Genomic DNA, 15289 nt, shown 5'->3' with positions numbered 1-15289 from the left:
CCATGAAGAAGCCTGCGGAGGGCCGCGAGGTCTGGTTCCTGACTGGCAGTCAGGGACTCTATGGCGAGGACACGCTGCGCCAGGTCGCGGAGCAGTCCCGCGTCGTCGCCGAGCGGCTCGGCGCCGCCTCCGCCGTGCCGGTCGAGGTCGTCTGGAAGCCGGTCCTCACCGACGCGGGCGCGATCCACCGGATCTGCCTCGACGCCAACGCGGACGACGAGTGCATCGGCCTGATCGCCTGGATGCACACCTTCTCCCCGGCCAAGATGTGGATCGCCGGACTGGACGCGCTGCGCAAGCCGCTGCTCCACCTGCACACCCAGGCCAACGTCGAACTGCCGTGGCGGACCATCGACATGGACTTCATGAACCTGAACCAGGCCGCCCACGGCGACCGCGAGTTCGGCTACATCCAGTCCCGCCTCGGCGTCCCGCGCAAGACCGTCGCCGGACACGTCGGCGACCCGAGCGTGGCCGACCGGATCGGTGCCTGGGCGCGCGCCGCCGCGGGGCGCGCCGAACTCCGCACGCTCAAGCTCGCCCGCTTCGGCGACAACATGCGCGACGTCGCCGTCACCGAGGGCGACAAGGTCGAGGCCCAGCTCCGCTTCGGCGTCTCCGTCAACACCTACGGCGTGAACGACCTGGTCGCCGCCGTCGACGCGGCCGACGACGGCGAGGTCGGCGCCCTGGTCAAGGAGTACCGGGAGCTCTACCGGCTCGCCCCCGAGCTGCGTCCCGGCGGGGATCGGCACGAGTCGCTGCGCTACGCGGCGCGGATCGAACTGGGCCTGCGCGGCTTCCTGGAACGGGGCGGGTTCCGGGCCTTCACCACCAACTTCGAGGACCTCGGCGGGCTGCGCCAGCTCCCCGGCCTCGCCGTGCAGCGGCTGATGGCCGACGGCTACGGCTTCGGCGGCGAGGGCGACTGGAAGACCTCCGTGCTGCTGCGCACGCTCAAGGCGGCCGCCACCGGACTGCCCGGCGGCACCTCCTTCATGGAGGACTACACCTACCACCTGCGGCCGGGACAGGAGTTGATCCTCGGCGCCCACATGCTGGAGGTCTGCCCGAGCATCGCCGCCGGCACGCCGTCCTGCGAGATCCACCCGCTGTCCATCGGCGGCCGGGAGGACCCGGTCCGCCTGGTCTTCGACGCCGAGCCGGGAGCGGCCGTGGTGGTCGGCCTCGCGGACATGGGCGACCGGTTCCGGCTGGTCGCCAACGCGGTGGACGTGGTCGCCCCGCCGGAGCCGCTGCCCAACCTGCCCGTCGCCCGCGCCGTCTGGAAGCCGCGCCCGGACCTGGCCACCTCCACCGAGGCCTGGCTGACGGCCGGCGCGCCGCACCACACCGTGCTCACCGGCGCGCTGGGCACGGAGGAACTGGAGGACCTCGCCGAGATGCTGGCCGTGGAACTCGCGGTGATCGACGCCGGCACCGACATCCGCCGGTTCACCAAGGAACTGCGCTGGAACCAGGCCTACCACCGCCTGGCCCAGGGGCTGTAGCACCCCCGCCCCGGACCCGGCGACGCCCGCCCGCCCGGCGGGCGTCGCCGGGTCCCACCACCCGCAAGGAACGGAGTGATCCCGTGTCGAGAGACGCACTCGTGTCGCAAGGCGAACCGACCGTCTCCCAGGAGGTCGTCGCCACCCTGCCGGACGGGCGGCCCGTCACCCGCTGGACCATCGGCTCGCCCGACGGCCCGACGGCGGAGGTGCTGGACCTGGGCGCCCGCCTCCAGGCGCTGCACGTGCCCGACCGGCACGGGCGACTGGCCAATGTCGTCCTCGGCTGCGACGACGTCGAGGATCTGCTGGGCGAGGCCGCCTACCTGGGTGCCTCGGTCGGCCGTTACGCCAACCGGATCGCCGACGGCCTGCTGTCGCTCGACGGCACGGAGCACCCGCTCACGACCCGGCCGAACGGCCACACCCTGCACGGCGGCGCGGACGGCTTCGCCACCCGGCTCTGGGCCGGCGTGCCCGTCCGGCAGGGCCGCCGGGCGGGAGTGCGCCTGCGCCTCGACAGCGCCGACGGCGACCAGGGCTTTCCCGGGGCCCTCAGTGCGGTGGCGACGTACCTGCTCGACCCGGACGGTGAACTCCGGATCGACTACCTCGCGACCACGGACGCCCCGACGGTCGTCAACCTCACCAACCACGCGTACCTCAACCTGGCCGGCGAGGGCCACGGGACGGTGCTCGACCACCTGCTCCGGGTCGACGCGCAGGGCTATCTGCCGGTCGACGCGCGGCTGATCCCGCTCGGCCCGGTCGCCGACGTCACCGGCACACCCTTCGACCTGCGCGAAGCGGCGGTGATCGGTGAGCGCGTCGCCGCCGAGGACCCGCAGGTACGCCTGGCCGGCGGGGGCTTCGACCACAACTGGGTCCTGGACGGTGTCGGCTTCCGGCGGGTCGCCGAGCTGAGCCACCCGGCCAGCGGCCGGCGGGTCGAGTGCCGGACGACGGAGCCGGGCCTCCAGGTGTACACGGGAAACCACTTCGACGGCTCGCTGACCGGCCGCTCCGGCCGCCGCTACGGGCGGCACGCGGGCGTCGCGCTGGAGACCCAGCACTTCCCGGACTCCCCGAACCGCCCCGACTACCCCTCCACCGTCCTGCGCCCGGGGGAGGAGTACCGCTCGACGACGGTCTACCGCTTCTCGGCGGAGTAGCGGACGTGCCGTCGAGCGGTGCGCGGTGCGCGGTGGGTGGGGGGTGGGGGGAGATGGGCGGGGGCGGTGGGCCGGACGGGGCCCGCCGCCCCGGCTCACGTCGTCCCGCGGTTCGCGACGAAGACCCGCGCGTCCCGGGCGCCGAGAGTGACCGCCCCGCCGGCGGCCACCGAGGCGCCGGTGGCCAGTAGTACCCGGTGCACTGGGGCGGCGACTGCGAACCGCACTTCAACGCCATGGCGGAGTCGCTGCGCGGGGGCCTGTCCCTCGGCCTCTCCGGCTTCGGCTTCTGGAGCCACGACATCGGCGGTTTCGAGGGCACTCCGACCCCCGCGGTGTTCAAGCGCTGGGCCCAGTTCGGCCTCGGTGACGACCTGCTGGTGGCCCCGGTCTTCACCGAGGACGGCACGGTCGAGTACTACGTGCCCGAGGGGGCGTGGACCAACCTTCCATCACGTGCCTTGACGGGAAAGGCCGGAGGCTGGCTTCATGAGTGGGAGCGCTCCCACACTTCTTCCCCCCACCCGCCGAGGAAGGCTCCCCGTGCCCTCTGCCCCTTCCGCCCGCGGCGTGCCGCGCCGAGTCGCCGCCGCCGTCACCGTCGTCCTCCTGGCCGCCGGCGGTCCGACCGCGACCGCCCTCACCACCCCGGTCGCGGCCGCCGCCACCCCCGTCGCCGACACGCCCGTCCGGGTCAACCAGGTCGGCTACCTGCCCGACGGCCCCAAGCGGGCCACCGTGGTCAGCTCCGCCACCGCGCCGCTCGCCTGGCAACTGCGCGATGCCTCGGGCGCCGTGGCCGCCTCGGGCAGCACCACCGTCCACGGCGCCGACCAGGCCTCGGGCCAGTCCACCCACCTGGTCGACTTCAGCGCCTACACCGGACGCGGCACCGACTACACCCTGGTCGTCGACGGCCGGGCCAGCCACCCCTTCGACATCTCCGCCTCGCTGTACGACGGGCTGCGCGCCGACAGCATGTCCTTCTTCTACCAGCAGCGCAGCGGCATCGCGATCGACGCGGCGCTGGCCGGCGGCAGTGCCTACGCCCGGCCCGCCGGACACCTGGGCGTGGCGCCGAACAAGGGCGACACCAGCGTGCCCTGCCAGACCGGGGTCTGCGACTACCGGGTGGACGCACGCGGCGGCTGGTACGACGCGGGCGACCAGGGCAAGTACGTGGTCAACGGCGGCATCGCCACCTGGGAACTCGTCAACTCCTTCGAACGGGCCCGCCGTTCCGGCGGCGACGCCGCCCTCGGCGACTCCACCTTGAAGGTGCCCGAGCGCGGCAACGGCGTGCCGGACGTGCTGGACGAGGCCCGCTGGGAGCTGGACTTCCTGCTGCGGATGCAGGTCCCCGCAGGCAGGCCGATGGCCGGCACGGCCTTCCACAAGCTGCACGACGACAAGTGGACCGCCCTGCCGACCAGGCCCGAACTCGACGACGCACAGCGTGAGGTGCACAAGCCTTCCACGGCCGCCACGCTCAACCTGGCGGCCGTGGCCGCCCAGGCCGCCCGGGTGTACGCGCCGTACGACGCCGCCTTCGCCGCCCGGAGCCTGGAGGTCGCCCGCCGCGCCTGGGCAGCCGCCAAGGCGAATCCGAGCCTGCTCGCCCCGGCCACCGACAACACCGGCGGCGGCGCGTACGAGGATGCCGACGTCTCCGACGAGTTCTACTGGGCGGCGGCCGAACTCCTCGCCACCACCGGTGAGTCCCAGTACCGTGAGGCCGTCACGTCGTCGCCGCACCACACCAGGCCGGTGGACGGATTCTGGTGGGGCGGCACCGCGACCCTCGGCCGGATCACCCTGGCCACCGTCCCCGGCGTCGCCCTGCCCGCCGAGGACGTCTCCCGGCTGCGCGGCGGGCTGATCGCGGCCGCCGACGGCCACCTGGCCACCATGGCCGCCCAGGGCTACGCCGTACCGCTCGCCGCCACCGCCTATGTCTGGGGCTCCAACAGCTCGGTGGCCAACAACGCGATGCTGCTCGGTGTCGCCCACGAGCTCACCGGACAACAGCGCTACCGTGCCGGAGCGTTGGAATCCCTCGACTACCTGCTCGGTCGCAACGCACTCGATCTCTCCTACGTCACCGGCTACGGCGAGCGCCACTCCGAGAACCAGCACCACCGGTTCTGGGCGCACCAGAAGGACGCCTCCGCCCCGCACCCGCCGGCCGGCTCCTTCGCGGGCGGCCCGAACGCGGGGCTCGAGGACCCGGTCGCCAAGGAGAAGCTCACCGGCTGCGCCCCCGCGGCCTGCTATGTGGACGACATCGGCTCCTACTCCACCAACGAGGTGGCGATCAACTGGAACGCGTCACTGGCCTGGCTGGCGGCCTTCGCGGCCGAGCGGCGCAGCACCCCGGTGGTGCCGGCGGTCCAGGTGGCCCCGTCGGCGGTGACGGTCCCCGAGGGCGGCTCGACGTCGGTCGGCGTGCGGCTCTCGGCCGCTCCGGCGCAGAACGTCACCGTCACGGTGGCCCGCAGTGCCGGAGACCAGGACCTCTCGGCGGCGGCCACGCTGGTGTTCACCCCGGCCGACTGGGCTACGGCGCAGCAGGTCCCGGTCTCCGCCGCGCAGGACGCCGACGCGCTCGCGGGCAGCGCGACCTTCACGGTCGGGGGCCCGGGGGTGCAGGGTGCGACATTCACGGCGACGGAGGCGGACGACGACGTGCCGTCCGGGGCGCCCTGCTCGGTCGTGTACCGGATCGACAGCGCCTGGAGCAATGGCTTCACGGCGACGGTGACCCTCAAGAACACGGGCACGACGGCGATCTCGGGCTGGAACCTCGGTTGGACCTTCCCGGGTGACCAGCGGGTCGGCAGCGCCTGGAACGCCACCGTGAGCCAGTCCGGCGGCGCGGTGACGGCCCGGGACGCCGGGTGGAACGGCACCCTGGCCCCCGGTGGCAGTGCGAGCCTCGGCTTCCAGGCCACCTACTCCGGCACCAACCCGGCTCCTGCGCTCTTCACCGTGAACGGAGCCGCCTGCGCCTGAGTACGCCTCGGCCGACGGGCTTCCCGTGCCGGACCGGACGGACCGGACGGACCGGTCCGTCCGGTCCGGCGGATGGAGCGGGCGCGTCATTTCCTCCAGGCCACCACGCTCTCCATCCCCGCCGTCGCGGCCTCGGTCGGGATCCCCGACCTCCAGGCGTTCAACAAGGCGTGCCGACGGGAGCTCGGGGCGTCGCCCCGCGGGGTCCGGGCCGCCGGGCCCGTTCCGTAGGGCCCGTTCCGTTGGGCCGAAAGTTTCCGGCGTGGTTCTTCGTCATTGCGGCAGATCTCACCGACTGCGGCCGGAGAAGGCCCGGCCCGGCCGGCCGCCTGGCCTGGAGCACCGCTGACCTGGGAATCGGTGCGGACGAGACCGTCAACAGCGTGTCGAATCTTTCGGTGAATATGTCGAATGTATTGACAGGGATGACCGGCGGGCACACTGTACGACAGCTCGCTCGTTCCAACTGATCTGCCATCAAGAGGAGTTGGCGCATGAACCCACTCGCACGGACCAGTGACCCGCGGCCCGGCGGCTTCCGACGCGTCGTCAGGAGCACGTGCACCGTCATGGTGGCACTCGTGGCCGCCCTGGTGCTGCCGACGACCGCCAGGGCGGACACCGTGGTCACGTCCAACCGGACCGGCACCGACAACGGCTACTACTACTCGTTCTGGACCGACAGCCCCGGATCGGTCTCGATGAACCTGAGCTCCGGGGGCCGCTACAGCACCCGGTGGAGCAACACCGGCAACTTCGTGGCCGGCAAGGGCTGGGCCACCGGGGGGCGGCGCGCGGTGAACTACTCGGGCGGCTTCAATCCCTCGGGGAACGCCTACCTGACGCTCTACGGATGGTCCACCAACCCCCTGGTCGAGTACTACATCGTCGACAACTGGGGGACCTACCGGCCCACCGGGGCGTTCAAGGGCACCGTCAGCAGCGACGGCGGCACGTACGACATCTACGAGACCACCCGGTACAACGCTCCCTCCATCGAGGGGATCAGGACCTTCAAGCAGTTCTGGAGCGTGCGGCAGACGAAGCGGACCGGGGGCACCATCACCACCGGGAACCACTTCGACGCCTGGGCCCGGGCCGGCATGCGGCTCGGCACCATGAACTACATGATCCTGGCGACCGAGGGTTACCAGAGCAGTGGCAGCTCCGACATCACCGTCGATGCCGCCGGAACCGGCACCGGCGGCGGCAGCTGTACGGCGACGCTGTCGGCCGGTCAGTCGTGGGGCGACCGCTACAACCTCGACGTCGCGGTGAGCGGCGCGAGCAACTGGGCCGTGACGATGAACGTGCCGGCCCCGGCGAAGGTCCTGTCGACCTGGAACACCACTGCCGCCTTCCCGAGTTCGCAGGTCCTGGTGGCCGAGCCCAACGGCAGCGGCAATACCTTCGGGGTGACGATCCAGCCCAACGGCAACTGGACCTGGCCCACCGCCTCCTGCACCACCGCCTGACCCGACCCCTGCGACGGCCTCCGCCGCCCTCGGCCCGGCGGCGCCGATGGGCCGCGCCGTCGCACGGCCGACCTGACGGTCCGTACGGCGCCGACCGGTCGCGCGGTCCTGATCCTGCACGACCACTTGACGGCCGATCGGCCCCCGTCGTCTCCTCCCTGGACATGCCGGTTGATCACGTGAATTGTTAGCGCTAACGGTTCGCCCCGACCCAGGCTTCCCCCCCAGGACCGGACCTCACAGCCGCCTCGGCACGACGCAGCGCCGTGCCGAGGCGGTGTCCACGGAGAGCCGGTCCGCGCCTCCATCGACCAGGCCCTCACCGTGAACCCCTGCAAGCTCCAGTACGTCTGCCAGGGGGTCGACCCCGCCACCCCCAGGCAGCCGCCCTGCATCGAACTGCCCTACCGGATAGGCTTCCTGGCCCGGGCCGACAGCACCTTCCGACCCGCATCCGGCCCCGGACCGACCGTGCCACCGGCCACCGCAGCGGCCGGTGGCACGGTCGGTCCGCCACCCGCCGGGCGGTCACCGTGACGGCCGGTCCGCACCGTCCGGGAAATCCAGGTGGCCGTCCGCGCCCGCCGGCAGCTGCGGCGGGGTTCGCCCCCCGCAGCCGAGCGGTTAGCATCCGTCCCGTACGGCCGGATCACAGCAGCGGAGCTCGCCCGGCGGGGCGTGCGGGAGGACCTGGTGACAAGAGTGGCGACCCTCGCCGAGATCGCGCAGGAGGCGGGCGTCTCGGCGCCGACTGTTTCGAAGGTCCTGAACGGTCGGGCCGACGTCGCCCCGGCCACCCGTGAGCGGGTGGAGAGGCTGCTCCGGCAGCACGGCTACCGTCGGCGGGGCGGTGAGAGCCGGATCAGCCCGCTGCTCGACCTGGTCTTCCACGAGCTGGACAGCTCCTGGGCGACGGAGGTGATCCGCGGCGTCGAGAACGTGGCGCGCGACGAAGGTCTGAGCATCGTGCTCTCCGAGTCCGCCGGGGGCCCGACACCGGGCCAGTCCTGGGTGGACGGCGTGCTCGCCCGGCGGCCGACCGGTGTCCTGCTGGTGCTGTCCGGCCTGGAGCGCGCGCAGCAGGAGCAGTTGGCAGGGCGCGGCATCCCGTTCGTGGTGCTGGACCCGGCGGGCGACCCGGGGCAGCAGGTGCCCGCCGTCGGTACCACCAACTGGGACGGCGGCCTGGCCGCCACCCGGCACCTGCTCGACCTCGGACACCGCAGGATCGGCCTCATCGGCGGGCCGGCCCGGATGATGTGCAGCCGGGCCCGGGCCGACGGGTACCGGGCGGCACTGGACATGGCGGGGATCGCCTACGACCCTGAGCTGGTCCGCGAGGGAGACTTCCACCACGAGTCGGGCCGCCGGATCGGGCTCGAACTGCTGGGGGGACCGGACCGGCCGACGGCGGTGTTCGCGGGGAACGACCTGCAGGCCCTCGGGGTCTACGAGGCCGCCCGGGAGCTGGGGCTCCGTGTTCCCGAGGACCTCAGCGTGGTCGGCTTCGACGACCTGCCGCTGGCCCGCTGGGTCGGTCCGCCGCTGACCACCGTCCGCCAGCCGCTGACCGAGATGGCCGAGGTCGCGGCCCGCCTGGTCATCGACCTCGGGCGGGGCGTCAGGCCCGCCGCCCTGCGGGTGGACCTGGCCACCACCCTGGTCGAGCGCAGCAGTACCGCTCCGCCGCGGTAGCCGGCCGGGCCGGTCGGAGGCCGGAGCGGGGCCGTCCCCGAATGACCGCCGGAGGGGCGGGAGGGGCCGTTACCGGTCGTGGCACTGTGGCACGGTGGCACCGACGAGGCCGGCCGGCATCGATCGCGCCGACGTGCGGCCGCATGCCCGTGGCCGTGCCCGTACGTCGCCGCGCCCCGGCCGCGGGACGGACCGGTGCGGGGACCTGCGCACGGGCCTCCTCGTCGCGGGCCTCGCGTGGAGGCGCTGCCGGACCGCGTCGGGGCGGTCCGGCAGCGCCCCGGAGCTTCAGTAGCCGTAGATCATCTTGTAGCCGGCCTCCGGCAGGAACTGCCCGGCCGAGGAGCCTTTGCCGACGCCGCAGTTGCCGTCGGACTCGCCGGGGATCTTGATCCAGAGCAGCATCTCGGCGCCGCCGCCGCGCCGGGTGGGCGTGCCGATCCGGCGGCCGGCCGGATTGCACCACTCGCCGTTGGAGCCGTTGCCGTTGCGGCTGGTGTCGACCACGAAGGGCTTGGTGTACCCGAAGGAGCTCAGGGCGGAGTTGACGGCGTTGCCGTAGGAGGTGTTCTGCTCGGTGGTGAAGTAGTTGGAGACGTTCAGCGAGAAGCCGTGGGCCCCACTGACACCGGCGGCGGCCAGCTGCTGCGCCATGGCCGAGGCGCCGATCCAGCCGGGGTTCCCGGCGTCGAGGTAGACCCAGGTGTTGGGAGCCTTGGCCTTGAACTGGGCGATGGCGTTCCTCAGCATGGCGTTGCGCTCGGCGACCTGGGCGGAGGTCATGCAGCTCTCGTGGCCGAGTGCGTCGGGTTCCAGGACGACGAGGGCCGGTCGGCTGCCGATGCCGCTCGCGAAGGCCGCGATCCAGCTGTCGTACGCGGCCCGGCTGCCCGCGCCGCCGCCGGAGTGACCGGCGCAGATGTCCCGGTCGGGAATGTTGTAGGCGACCAGGAGCGGCAGCTTGTCGACGGAGTCGGCACGGCCGGCATAGGCGCCGGCGGCCGCGCCGATGTCTCCGCTCCAGTTGCCGAACCAGCGGGCGGCCGGGGTGTTGCCGATGGAGGACCGGATCGCGGCGGCCCGGCCGTCGCCCGGGTTGGCGTTGGCCCAGCCGAGTGCCGAGTTCTCGGGGTCGGTGTAGAAGCCGCTGGTCATGCCGGTCGGGTCGGCGGCGTGGGCCGGGCCGGCGTTGACGAGGGCGAGGCCGGTGCTGAGGGCACCGGCCAGCAGGGCGGCTGCCGTGCGAACGAGGTTGCGCATGGTTCTTCCTCCGGGGGTGGGGGCGGAGAAGGGGAAGGGCGTGGATGTGGAAGCGGGGGAGCAGTGGAAGCGCTTCCAGTTCTGACCGCGAAAACGGAACGCACCGAGGGGAAGATTGGGCTCCGGCGGAGGACATGTCAATGGGTTGAACAAGAAATCGACCTGGGCGGCCGTCGGGCGTCAGAGCTTGGAAGCGCTACCGGATCGCCTGCCTCCGGCAGGCCGGGAGCGCGGCCGGGGGCGTGGAATCATGGCGCTGTCCGCCGCCCGCGCGAGCCCGAGGAGCAGTCCCTTCCATGGTGTCGTCCCCCAAGCGCATGCCGACCCTCGACGAGGTTGCCGAACGCGCGGGCGTGTCGCGTTCGGCGGCGTCCCGGGCGATCAACAACGCCCCGAACGTCAGCCGCGCCAAGCGCGAGGCGGTCCAGCGGGCGGTCCGGGAGCTGGGGTTCGTCCCGAACCCGACCGCCCAGGCGCTCGCGACCCGGCGGGTCGGTGCGGTGGTGCTCGCGGTCTCCAGCGACGAGCCGGGCCTGTTCGCCGACCCGTTCTTCGCCGAGGTCGTCGTCGGCGTCAGCGGCGCACTGGAGTCGACGGACCTCGAACTGATCCTGCTGCTGGCCAACACCCCACGCGGCCGGGAGCGGTTCGAACGGATGCTGCGCTCCCGGCGGGCCGACGGTGTGATGCTGATGGCGCTGCGCGGCGACGACCCGCTGGCCCGGCTGGGCGCACAGGCCGACCTGCCGGTGGTGTTCGGCGGCCTGCCGCTGGTCGGCACGCCGCGGTGGTACGTGGACGCCGACAACCGCGGCGGCGGCCGGCTGGCCGCCGAGCACTTCGTGCGGACCGGCCGCCGGCGGCCCGTCGCGATCACCGGTCAGCCGGACGCCCGGGCCGCCGTCGCACGCGAGCAGGGCTTCGCCGAGGGACTGGCGCTGTCCGGGGTCCCGCTGCTAGGGGTCGAGCCCGGTCATTTCACCGAGGACGGCGGCGCGGAGGCGATGGAGCGGCTGCTCCGCGAGCACCGCGACCCGGACGCGGTGTTCGCCGCCTCCGACGCGATGGCCATCGGTGCCCTGCGGACCCTGCGGCAGCACGGGCTGCGGGTGCCGGAGGACGTCGCCGTGATCGGGTTCAACGATCTGGAGAGCGCCCGGCACTCCAGCCCGCCGCTGACCACGATCCACCAGCCGGTGCGAGCGCTGGGGCAGGAGATGGCCCGGATGCTGGTCGGAGCCGTGGAGGGGCGGGACCCGAGTCCGCTGATCCTGCCGACCCGGCTCGTCGTGCGGGGGTCCGCCCCCGACGGCTCGTCCTGACGGTCGACGCCGGGCGGTGAGCGGCGGGGCCGCGCCGGCGCGGGCGGAACCGGCCGCCGTGGCGCTTGCCGAGGCCGCCGCGGAGCCGACCGTCACGTCGCCGCAGCCGGCGCGGGGGCCGGGTCAGCGCTTGAGGGTGAGGAGGCCCGGCCGCCAGGGCAGTTGGTCGTACGGGGCGGTCGAGCCGGGGACCATGCCCTGGTAGAGGAGTTGGAGGTTGCAGGGGTCGACGGTCATGGTCTGGTCGGGGTTGTCGCGGACCAGGTCGCCGTGGCTGATGTCGTTGGTCCAGGTGGCTCCGCTGTTGGCCCTGCCGGCGAAGGGGTTGCTCTCGGTGGCCGCCTGGGGGGTCCAGGAGCCGTTGAGGCTGGTGGCGGTGAAGGAGCGGAAGTAGCGCTGTTCGTTGGCGCCGCGGGCTTCGACGATCATGAGGTACTGGTTCTGGCCCTTGACCTTGTAGACCTGGGGCGCTTCGAAGAGGTTCTTCACGGTGTCGCTCATGACCGTGGTGTAGGTGGAGCCGAAGCTGCCGGGGAAGTTCCCGATCGGCATGCTGGCCCGGTAGATGCTGCCGTTGTCACCGGCGAAGAACAGGTACATGTTCTGGTCGTCGGCGATCAGGGTCTGGTCGATGGGGGCTGCGCCGGGGATGCCGCCGGTGAACAGCGGCTGGGGGGCGGACCAGCCGTTGGGGTTGGTGGGGTCGCTGGAGGTGCGGTAGATGAAGGGCCACTGGCCCCACTGGTAGGCGAGGACCCAGATGTTCTTGGGGGCGAAGTAGAACAGGGTGGGCGCCACCGCGTTCTGGTTCATCGCGGTCTGGCCGGCCGAGGCCATGTCCGACCAGTTGGTGAACGGGGTGAACGCCATCGAACCGTAGGAGGATCCGTTGACGTTCGAGGCGTAGACCAGGTGCTTGCCGTTGTAGGTGACGGTGGTGAAGTCCTTCACCGCGGCCCATCCGTGGGCGGGCTGCGCCAGCGCACCGCTGGAGGACCACCGGTAGCTCGACGGGAGGGCGCACGTGCCGCCCGTCGGGTCGGGTGTCGGGGTCGTCCCGGTCAGGCCGGTCCACTTCTGGTTGCTGCCACCGGTGCACGTCCAGAGCCCGACCGCCGTGCTGTTGGCCGTGCCGGCGCCGGTGACGTCCAAGCAGAGCCCGGACTCGACGCCGACGATCGTGCCGTCGGCGTTCACCCGCCACTGCTGGTTCGCCGCGCCGCTGCAGGACCAGATCTGCACCCGGGTGCCGGGCGTGGTGGCATGGTTCGGAACGTCCAGGCACTTGTTGCCGTAGACCACCAGCTGGTTGGCGGACGTCGACGTCCACTGCTGGTTGGCGCCGCCCGAGCAGTCGTAGATCTGCAGCTCGGAGCCGTCGGACCGGCCGGCGTTCGACACGTCGAGGCAGCGGCCGGAACCCACCCCGCGCAGGGCGGCGGTGGTGGCGGCCTGGGCCGGGCCGGCGACGAGCGTGGCCGCCAGCGCCACTGCGGCCGCGACCCCGGTGGCGAGCAGTGCGGACAGTTTCCTGCGACTGGGATTTCCGGTGTGCATGGGGGACCTCTCTCTTGGTGGACGGGAGACGGCCGTCGCGCGGCGCCCCGACGGCCGCCTCCCGGGCACGGACCTTCACCCGAACCGTCCGCTCCAGGACGGAACATGACGGTGTGCCGCACCGTTCCGGGGGCGTAGCGCAGGTCCGGACCTCCCTGCCGGGAGGAGGGCCGCGTGCTGGGTGGGGGCAGAGGACGTGCGGCGGCGATGGTGCGAGCGCACCCGTCGGCGGTCCGTTCCTGGTGGACGGCGCGGCGAGTGCGGTGCGGCGGGACGGCGAGGGCAGGGGCGGGCGCCGGATCCTCGACTACGTCTGTTAGCGTTCACAATTTACCTGGCAGAAACATCCACTGCCAGGGTGAAATCTCCAGCAACCCTGTGCGGGTTGTCAACACCGAGGATATAAACCGGCGTTGACGAGCCGTGCCGAGGCCGTCCCCGGTCACCGGCGCTCCGGACCGGCGGCACCCGGCCCGCGCGGACACCGTTGACGGCGGGGGTGGACCGGCGCGACCATCGGTGGTGTCGGTCCGCGGTGGGCGCCGGGAACCTCCTCACGATCTGGCTAGCCGGACGGAGAGGTCCCATGTCCCGATCCCGCCCGCTCGTCTCGCGATCCCGCCCGCTCGTCTCACGGCTGCTTGGCGTGCTCGCCGTGCTCTGCCTCGCGGTGGGCCTGAGCCTGCCGACCGCCCCCCGGGCAGCCGCGGCCTCGCTGACCCGGATCACCGACTTCGGCACCAATCCGACCGGGTTGGTGATGAACCTGTACGTGCCGACGAGCGTCAGGGTCGACCCGCCGATCCTGCTGGCGTTGCACGGATGCCAGGGGAGCGGTCCCTACCTGTACTCGAGCACCGACTTCGCGTCGCTGGCCGACCGGTACGGCTTCCTCGTCGTCTACCCCTCGAGCAACCCCGGCGGAAGCTGCTGGGACGTCTCCTCCGACCAGGCGCTCACCCGCGACGGCGGCAGTGACCCGGTCGGGCTGATGTCGATGATCACTTACACGGAGCAGCACTACGGCGGCAACGCCGACGCCGTGTACGTGACCGGGCAGTCGTCGGGCGGGATGATGACGAACGTGCTGCTCGCCGAGTACCCCGACGTCTACAAGGCGGGTGCGGCGTTCATGGGAGTGCCCTACCACTGCTTCCGCACCGGCTCCGTCCGCGCCTGGAACCCGGCCTGCGCGCAGGGCCGGATCTCCAGGACCCCGCAGCAGTGGGGCAGTCTGGTGCGCAACACGGGCTATCCCGGCTACACCGGGCCGCGTCCCCGGGTGCAGCTGTGGCACGGAACCGCCGACACCACGCTGAGCCACAACCTCCTCGGCGAGGAGGTCAAGCAGTGGACCGACGTCCTGGGCGTGGGCCAGACCCCGTCGGCCACGGACACCCCGGCCGCCAACTGGACCCGCACCCGGTACGACAACGGCGCCGGCGTCACCCAGGTGGAGGCGTACAGTCTCGCCGGCGCCGGGCACGAACTGCCGGTCAAGGGATCCACGATGGCCGCCGAGGCGATCCGCTTCATGGGCCTGGACAAGGCATCCTCCGGTGGCGGCACGACCGGCGCGCTGCGCGCGGTGGACGCGGGCAAGTGCCTGACCGACGCGAGCACGGCGCCGGGCAACCGGCAGCAGATCCGGGCCTGCACGGGTGGTGCGAACCAGAGTTGGACCAGGACCTCGTCCGGCCGGTTGACCGTGACCGTGAGCGGCGCCACGCTCTGCCTGGACGCCGCCGCGCACGGCACCACGCCCGGCACCAGCGCGATCGTCTGGACCTGCAACGGCCAGGCCAACCAGCAGTGGCAGCTGAACTCCAACGGCACCGTCACCGGCGTGCAGTCGGGCCTCTGCCTGGACGTGGCCGGCCTGGCCACCGCGGACGGCACCCCGGTCCAGCTGTGGACCTGCAGCGGCGGCAGGAACCAGCAGTGGACCTTCGGATGAGAACGGGTGGGCACTGCCCGGCCGTACCGAACCGGCTGAGCCCGCGGGGTGATGCCTCGGACAGTCGGCAGTTTCGAAAGTTTCGACACTTCTGAGCCACCCCCGTGAGGGAGGTCGTCGGGGAACTCGCCCAACACCGGACGGACCTGACCGGGGACCACTCCCGGCCTGGTCCGTCCCAGGTCCGGCCGTGCGCAGGGGTGTTCCACTCCGCGCCCGGCCGGGGCGCGAACCGCCGCAGCCGGCCAAGGAGCCTCCAGGAAGGAGGCGTTGAGGGCTTGACCCGAAACATCTCCGCAACTTACCGTCCCGGGCAAGCGACGTTTTC

General features: G+C 72.4%; 10 protein-coding genes and 2 pseudogenes. 10 read left to right on the top strand and 2 right to left on the bottom strand.

The features are described from left to right. The first annotated feature begins 2 nt into the window (after nucleotides 1-2). The 8 genes and pseudogenes from araA to IF01_RS0117880 all read left to right on the top strand — a co-directional run bounded on the left by araA (nucleotide 3) and on the right by IF01_RS0117880 (nucleotide 8865). A complete protein-coding gene (gene araA, locus IF01_RS0117910) occupies nucleotides 3-1511 on the top strand; it encodes an L-arabinose isomerase (RefSeq protein WP_030394435.1) in 1509 nt (502 codons plus the stop codon). Nucleotides 1512-1612: 101 nt separating this feature from the next. Next, nucleotides 1613-2683 carry an aldose epimerase family protein gene (locus tag IF01_RS0117905; protein WP_037780118.1) on the top strand — a complete coding sequence of 357 codons (1071 nt, stop codon included), beginning with the start codon at nucleotides 1613-1615 and terminating at the stop codon, nucleotides 2681-2683. Between the two features lie 191 nt (nucleotides 2684-2874). Then, nucleotides 2875-3243, top strand: a pseudogene (locus IF01_RS45605) (TIM-barrel domain-containing protein); the annotation flags it as partial. After that, entirely contained in the window at nucleotides 3227-5695 is a 2469-nt protein-coding gene (locus IF01_RS0117895) for a glycoside hydrolase family 9 protein (protein ID WP_030394433.1), read from the top strand. The pseudogene IF01_RS45605 and the gene IF01_RS0117895, both read left to right, overlap by 17 nt. A gap of 66 nt (nucleotides 5696-5761) precedes the next feature. Then, nucleotides 5762-5926 (top strand): annotated as a pseudogene (locus IF01_RS45600) (helix-turn-helix domain-containing protein); the annotation flags it as partial. 263 nt (nucleotides 5927-6189) lie between these two features. Next, nucleotides 6190-7170 carry an endo-1,4-beta-xylanase XynA gene (gene xynA / locus IF01_RS0117885; RefSeq protein ID WP_030394432.1) on the top strand — a complete coding sequence of 327 codons (981 nt, stop codon included), beginning with the start codon at nucleotides 6190-6192 and terminating at the stop codon, nucleotides 7168-7170. A 183-nt stretch (nucleotides 7171-7353) separates the two neighbouring features. After that, the gene (locus tag IF01_RS51895) at nucleotides 7354-7707 is read left to right on the top strand and encodes a non-reducing end alpha-L-arabinofuranosidase family hydrolase (RefSeq protein WP_510991192.1); all 354 of its coding nucleotides are present in this window, start codon (nucleotides 7354-7356) and stop codon (nucleotides 7705-7707) included. A gap of 156 nt (nucleotides 7708-7863) precedes the next feature. Beyond that, a complete protein-coding gene (locus IF01_RS0117880) occupies nucleotides 7864-8865 on the top strand; it encodes a LacI family DNA-binding transcriptional regulator (RefSeq protein ID WP_233290486.1) in 1002 nt (333 codons plus the stop codon). Nucleotides 8866-9153: 288 nt separating this feature from the next. Here IF01_RS0117880 and IF01_RS0117875 read toward each other — a convergent pair whose 3' ends face one another. Next, on the bottom strand, nucleotides 9154-10125 hold the full coding sequence (locus tag IF01_RS0117875; RefSeq protein ID WP_030394430.1) for a glycoside hydrolase family 6 protein: 972 nt from the start codon (nucleotides 10123-10125) through the stop codon (nucleotides 9154-9156). Between the two features lie 296 nt (nucleotides 10126-10421). Between IF01_RS0117875 and IF01_RS0117865 the strand changes: the two genes are divergently transcribed. Then, on the top strand, nucleotides 10422-11447 hold the full coding sequence (locus IF01_RS0117865) for a LacI family DNA-binding transcriptional regulator (RefSeq protein WP_030394429.1): 1026 nt from the start codon (nucleotides 10422-10424) through the stop codon (nucleotides 11445-11447). A gap of 123 nt (nucleotides 11448-11570) precedes the next feature. On the opposite strand, the gene IF01_RS0117860 is transcribed toward IF01_RS0117865, so the two are convergent. Beyond that, on the bottom strand, nucleotides 11571-13004 hold the full coding sequence (locus IF01_RS0117860) for a non-reducing end alpha-L-arabinofuranosidase family hydrolase (protein WP_030394428.1): 1434 nt from the start codon (nucleotides 13002-13004) through the stop codon (nucleotides 11571-11573). Nucleotides 13005-13590: 586 nt separating this feature from the next. On the opposite strand from IF01_RS0117860, the gene IF01_RS0117855 reads away from it, so the two are divergent. Then, the gene (locus IF01_RS0117855) at nucleotides 13591-14961 is read left to right on the top strand and encodes an extracellular catalytic domain type 1 short-chain-length polyhydroxyalkanoate depolymerase (RefSeq protein WP_030394427.1); all 1371 of its coding nucleotides are present in this window, start codon (nucleotides 13591-13593) and stop codon (nucleotides 14959-14961) included. Nucleotides 14962-15289 lie beyond the last annotated feature (328 nt).

The organism is Kitasatospora purpeofusca, assembly GCF_000718025.1.
GTDB classification, from domain to species: Bacteria; Actinomycetota; Actinomycetes; order Streptomycetales; family Streptomycetaceae; genus Kitasatospora; species Kitasatospora purpeofusca.
The sequence above is the reverse complement of the archived record's forward strand: the minus strand, read 5'-3'. Positions and strand labels throughout refer to the sequence as shown.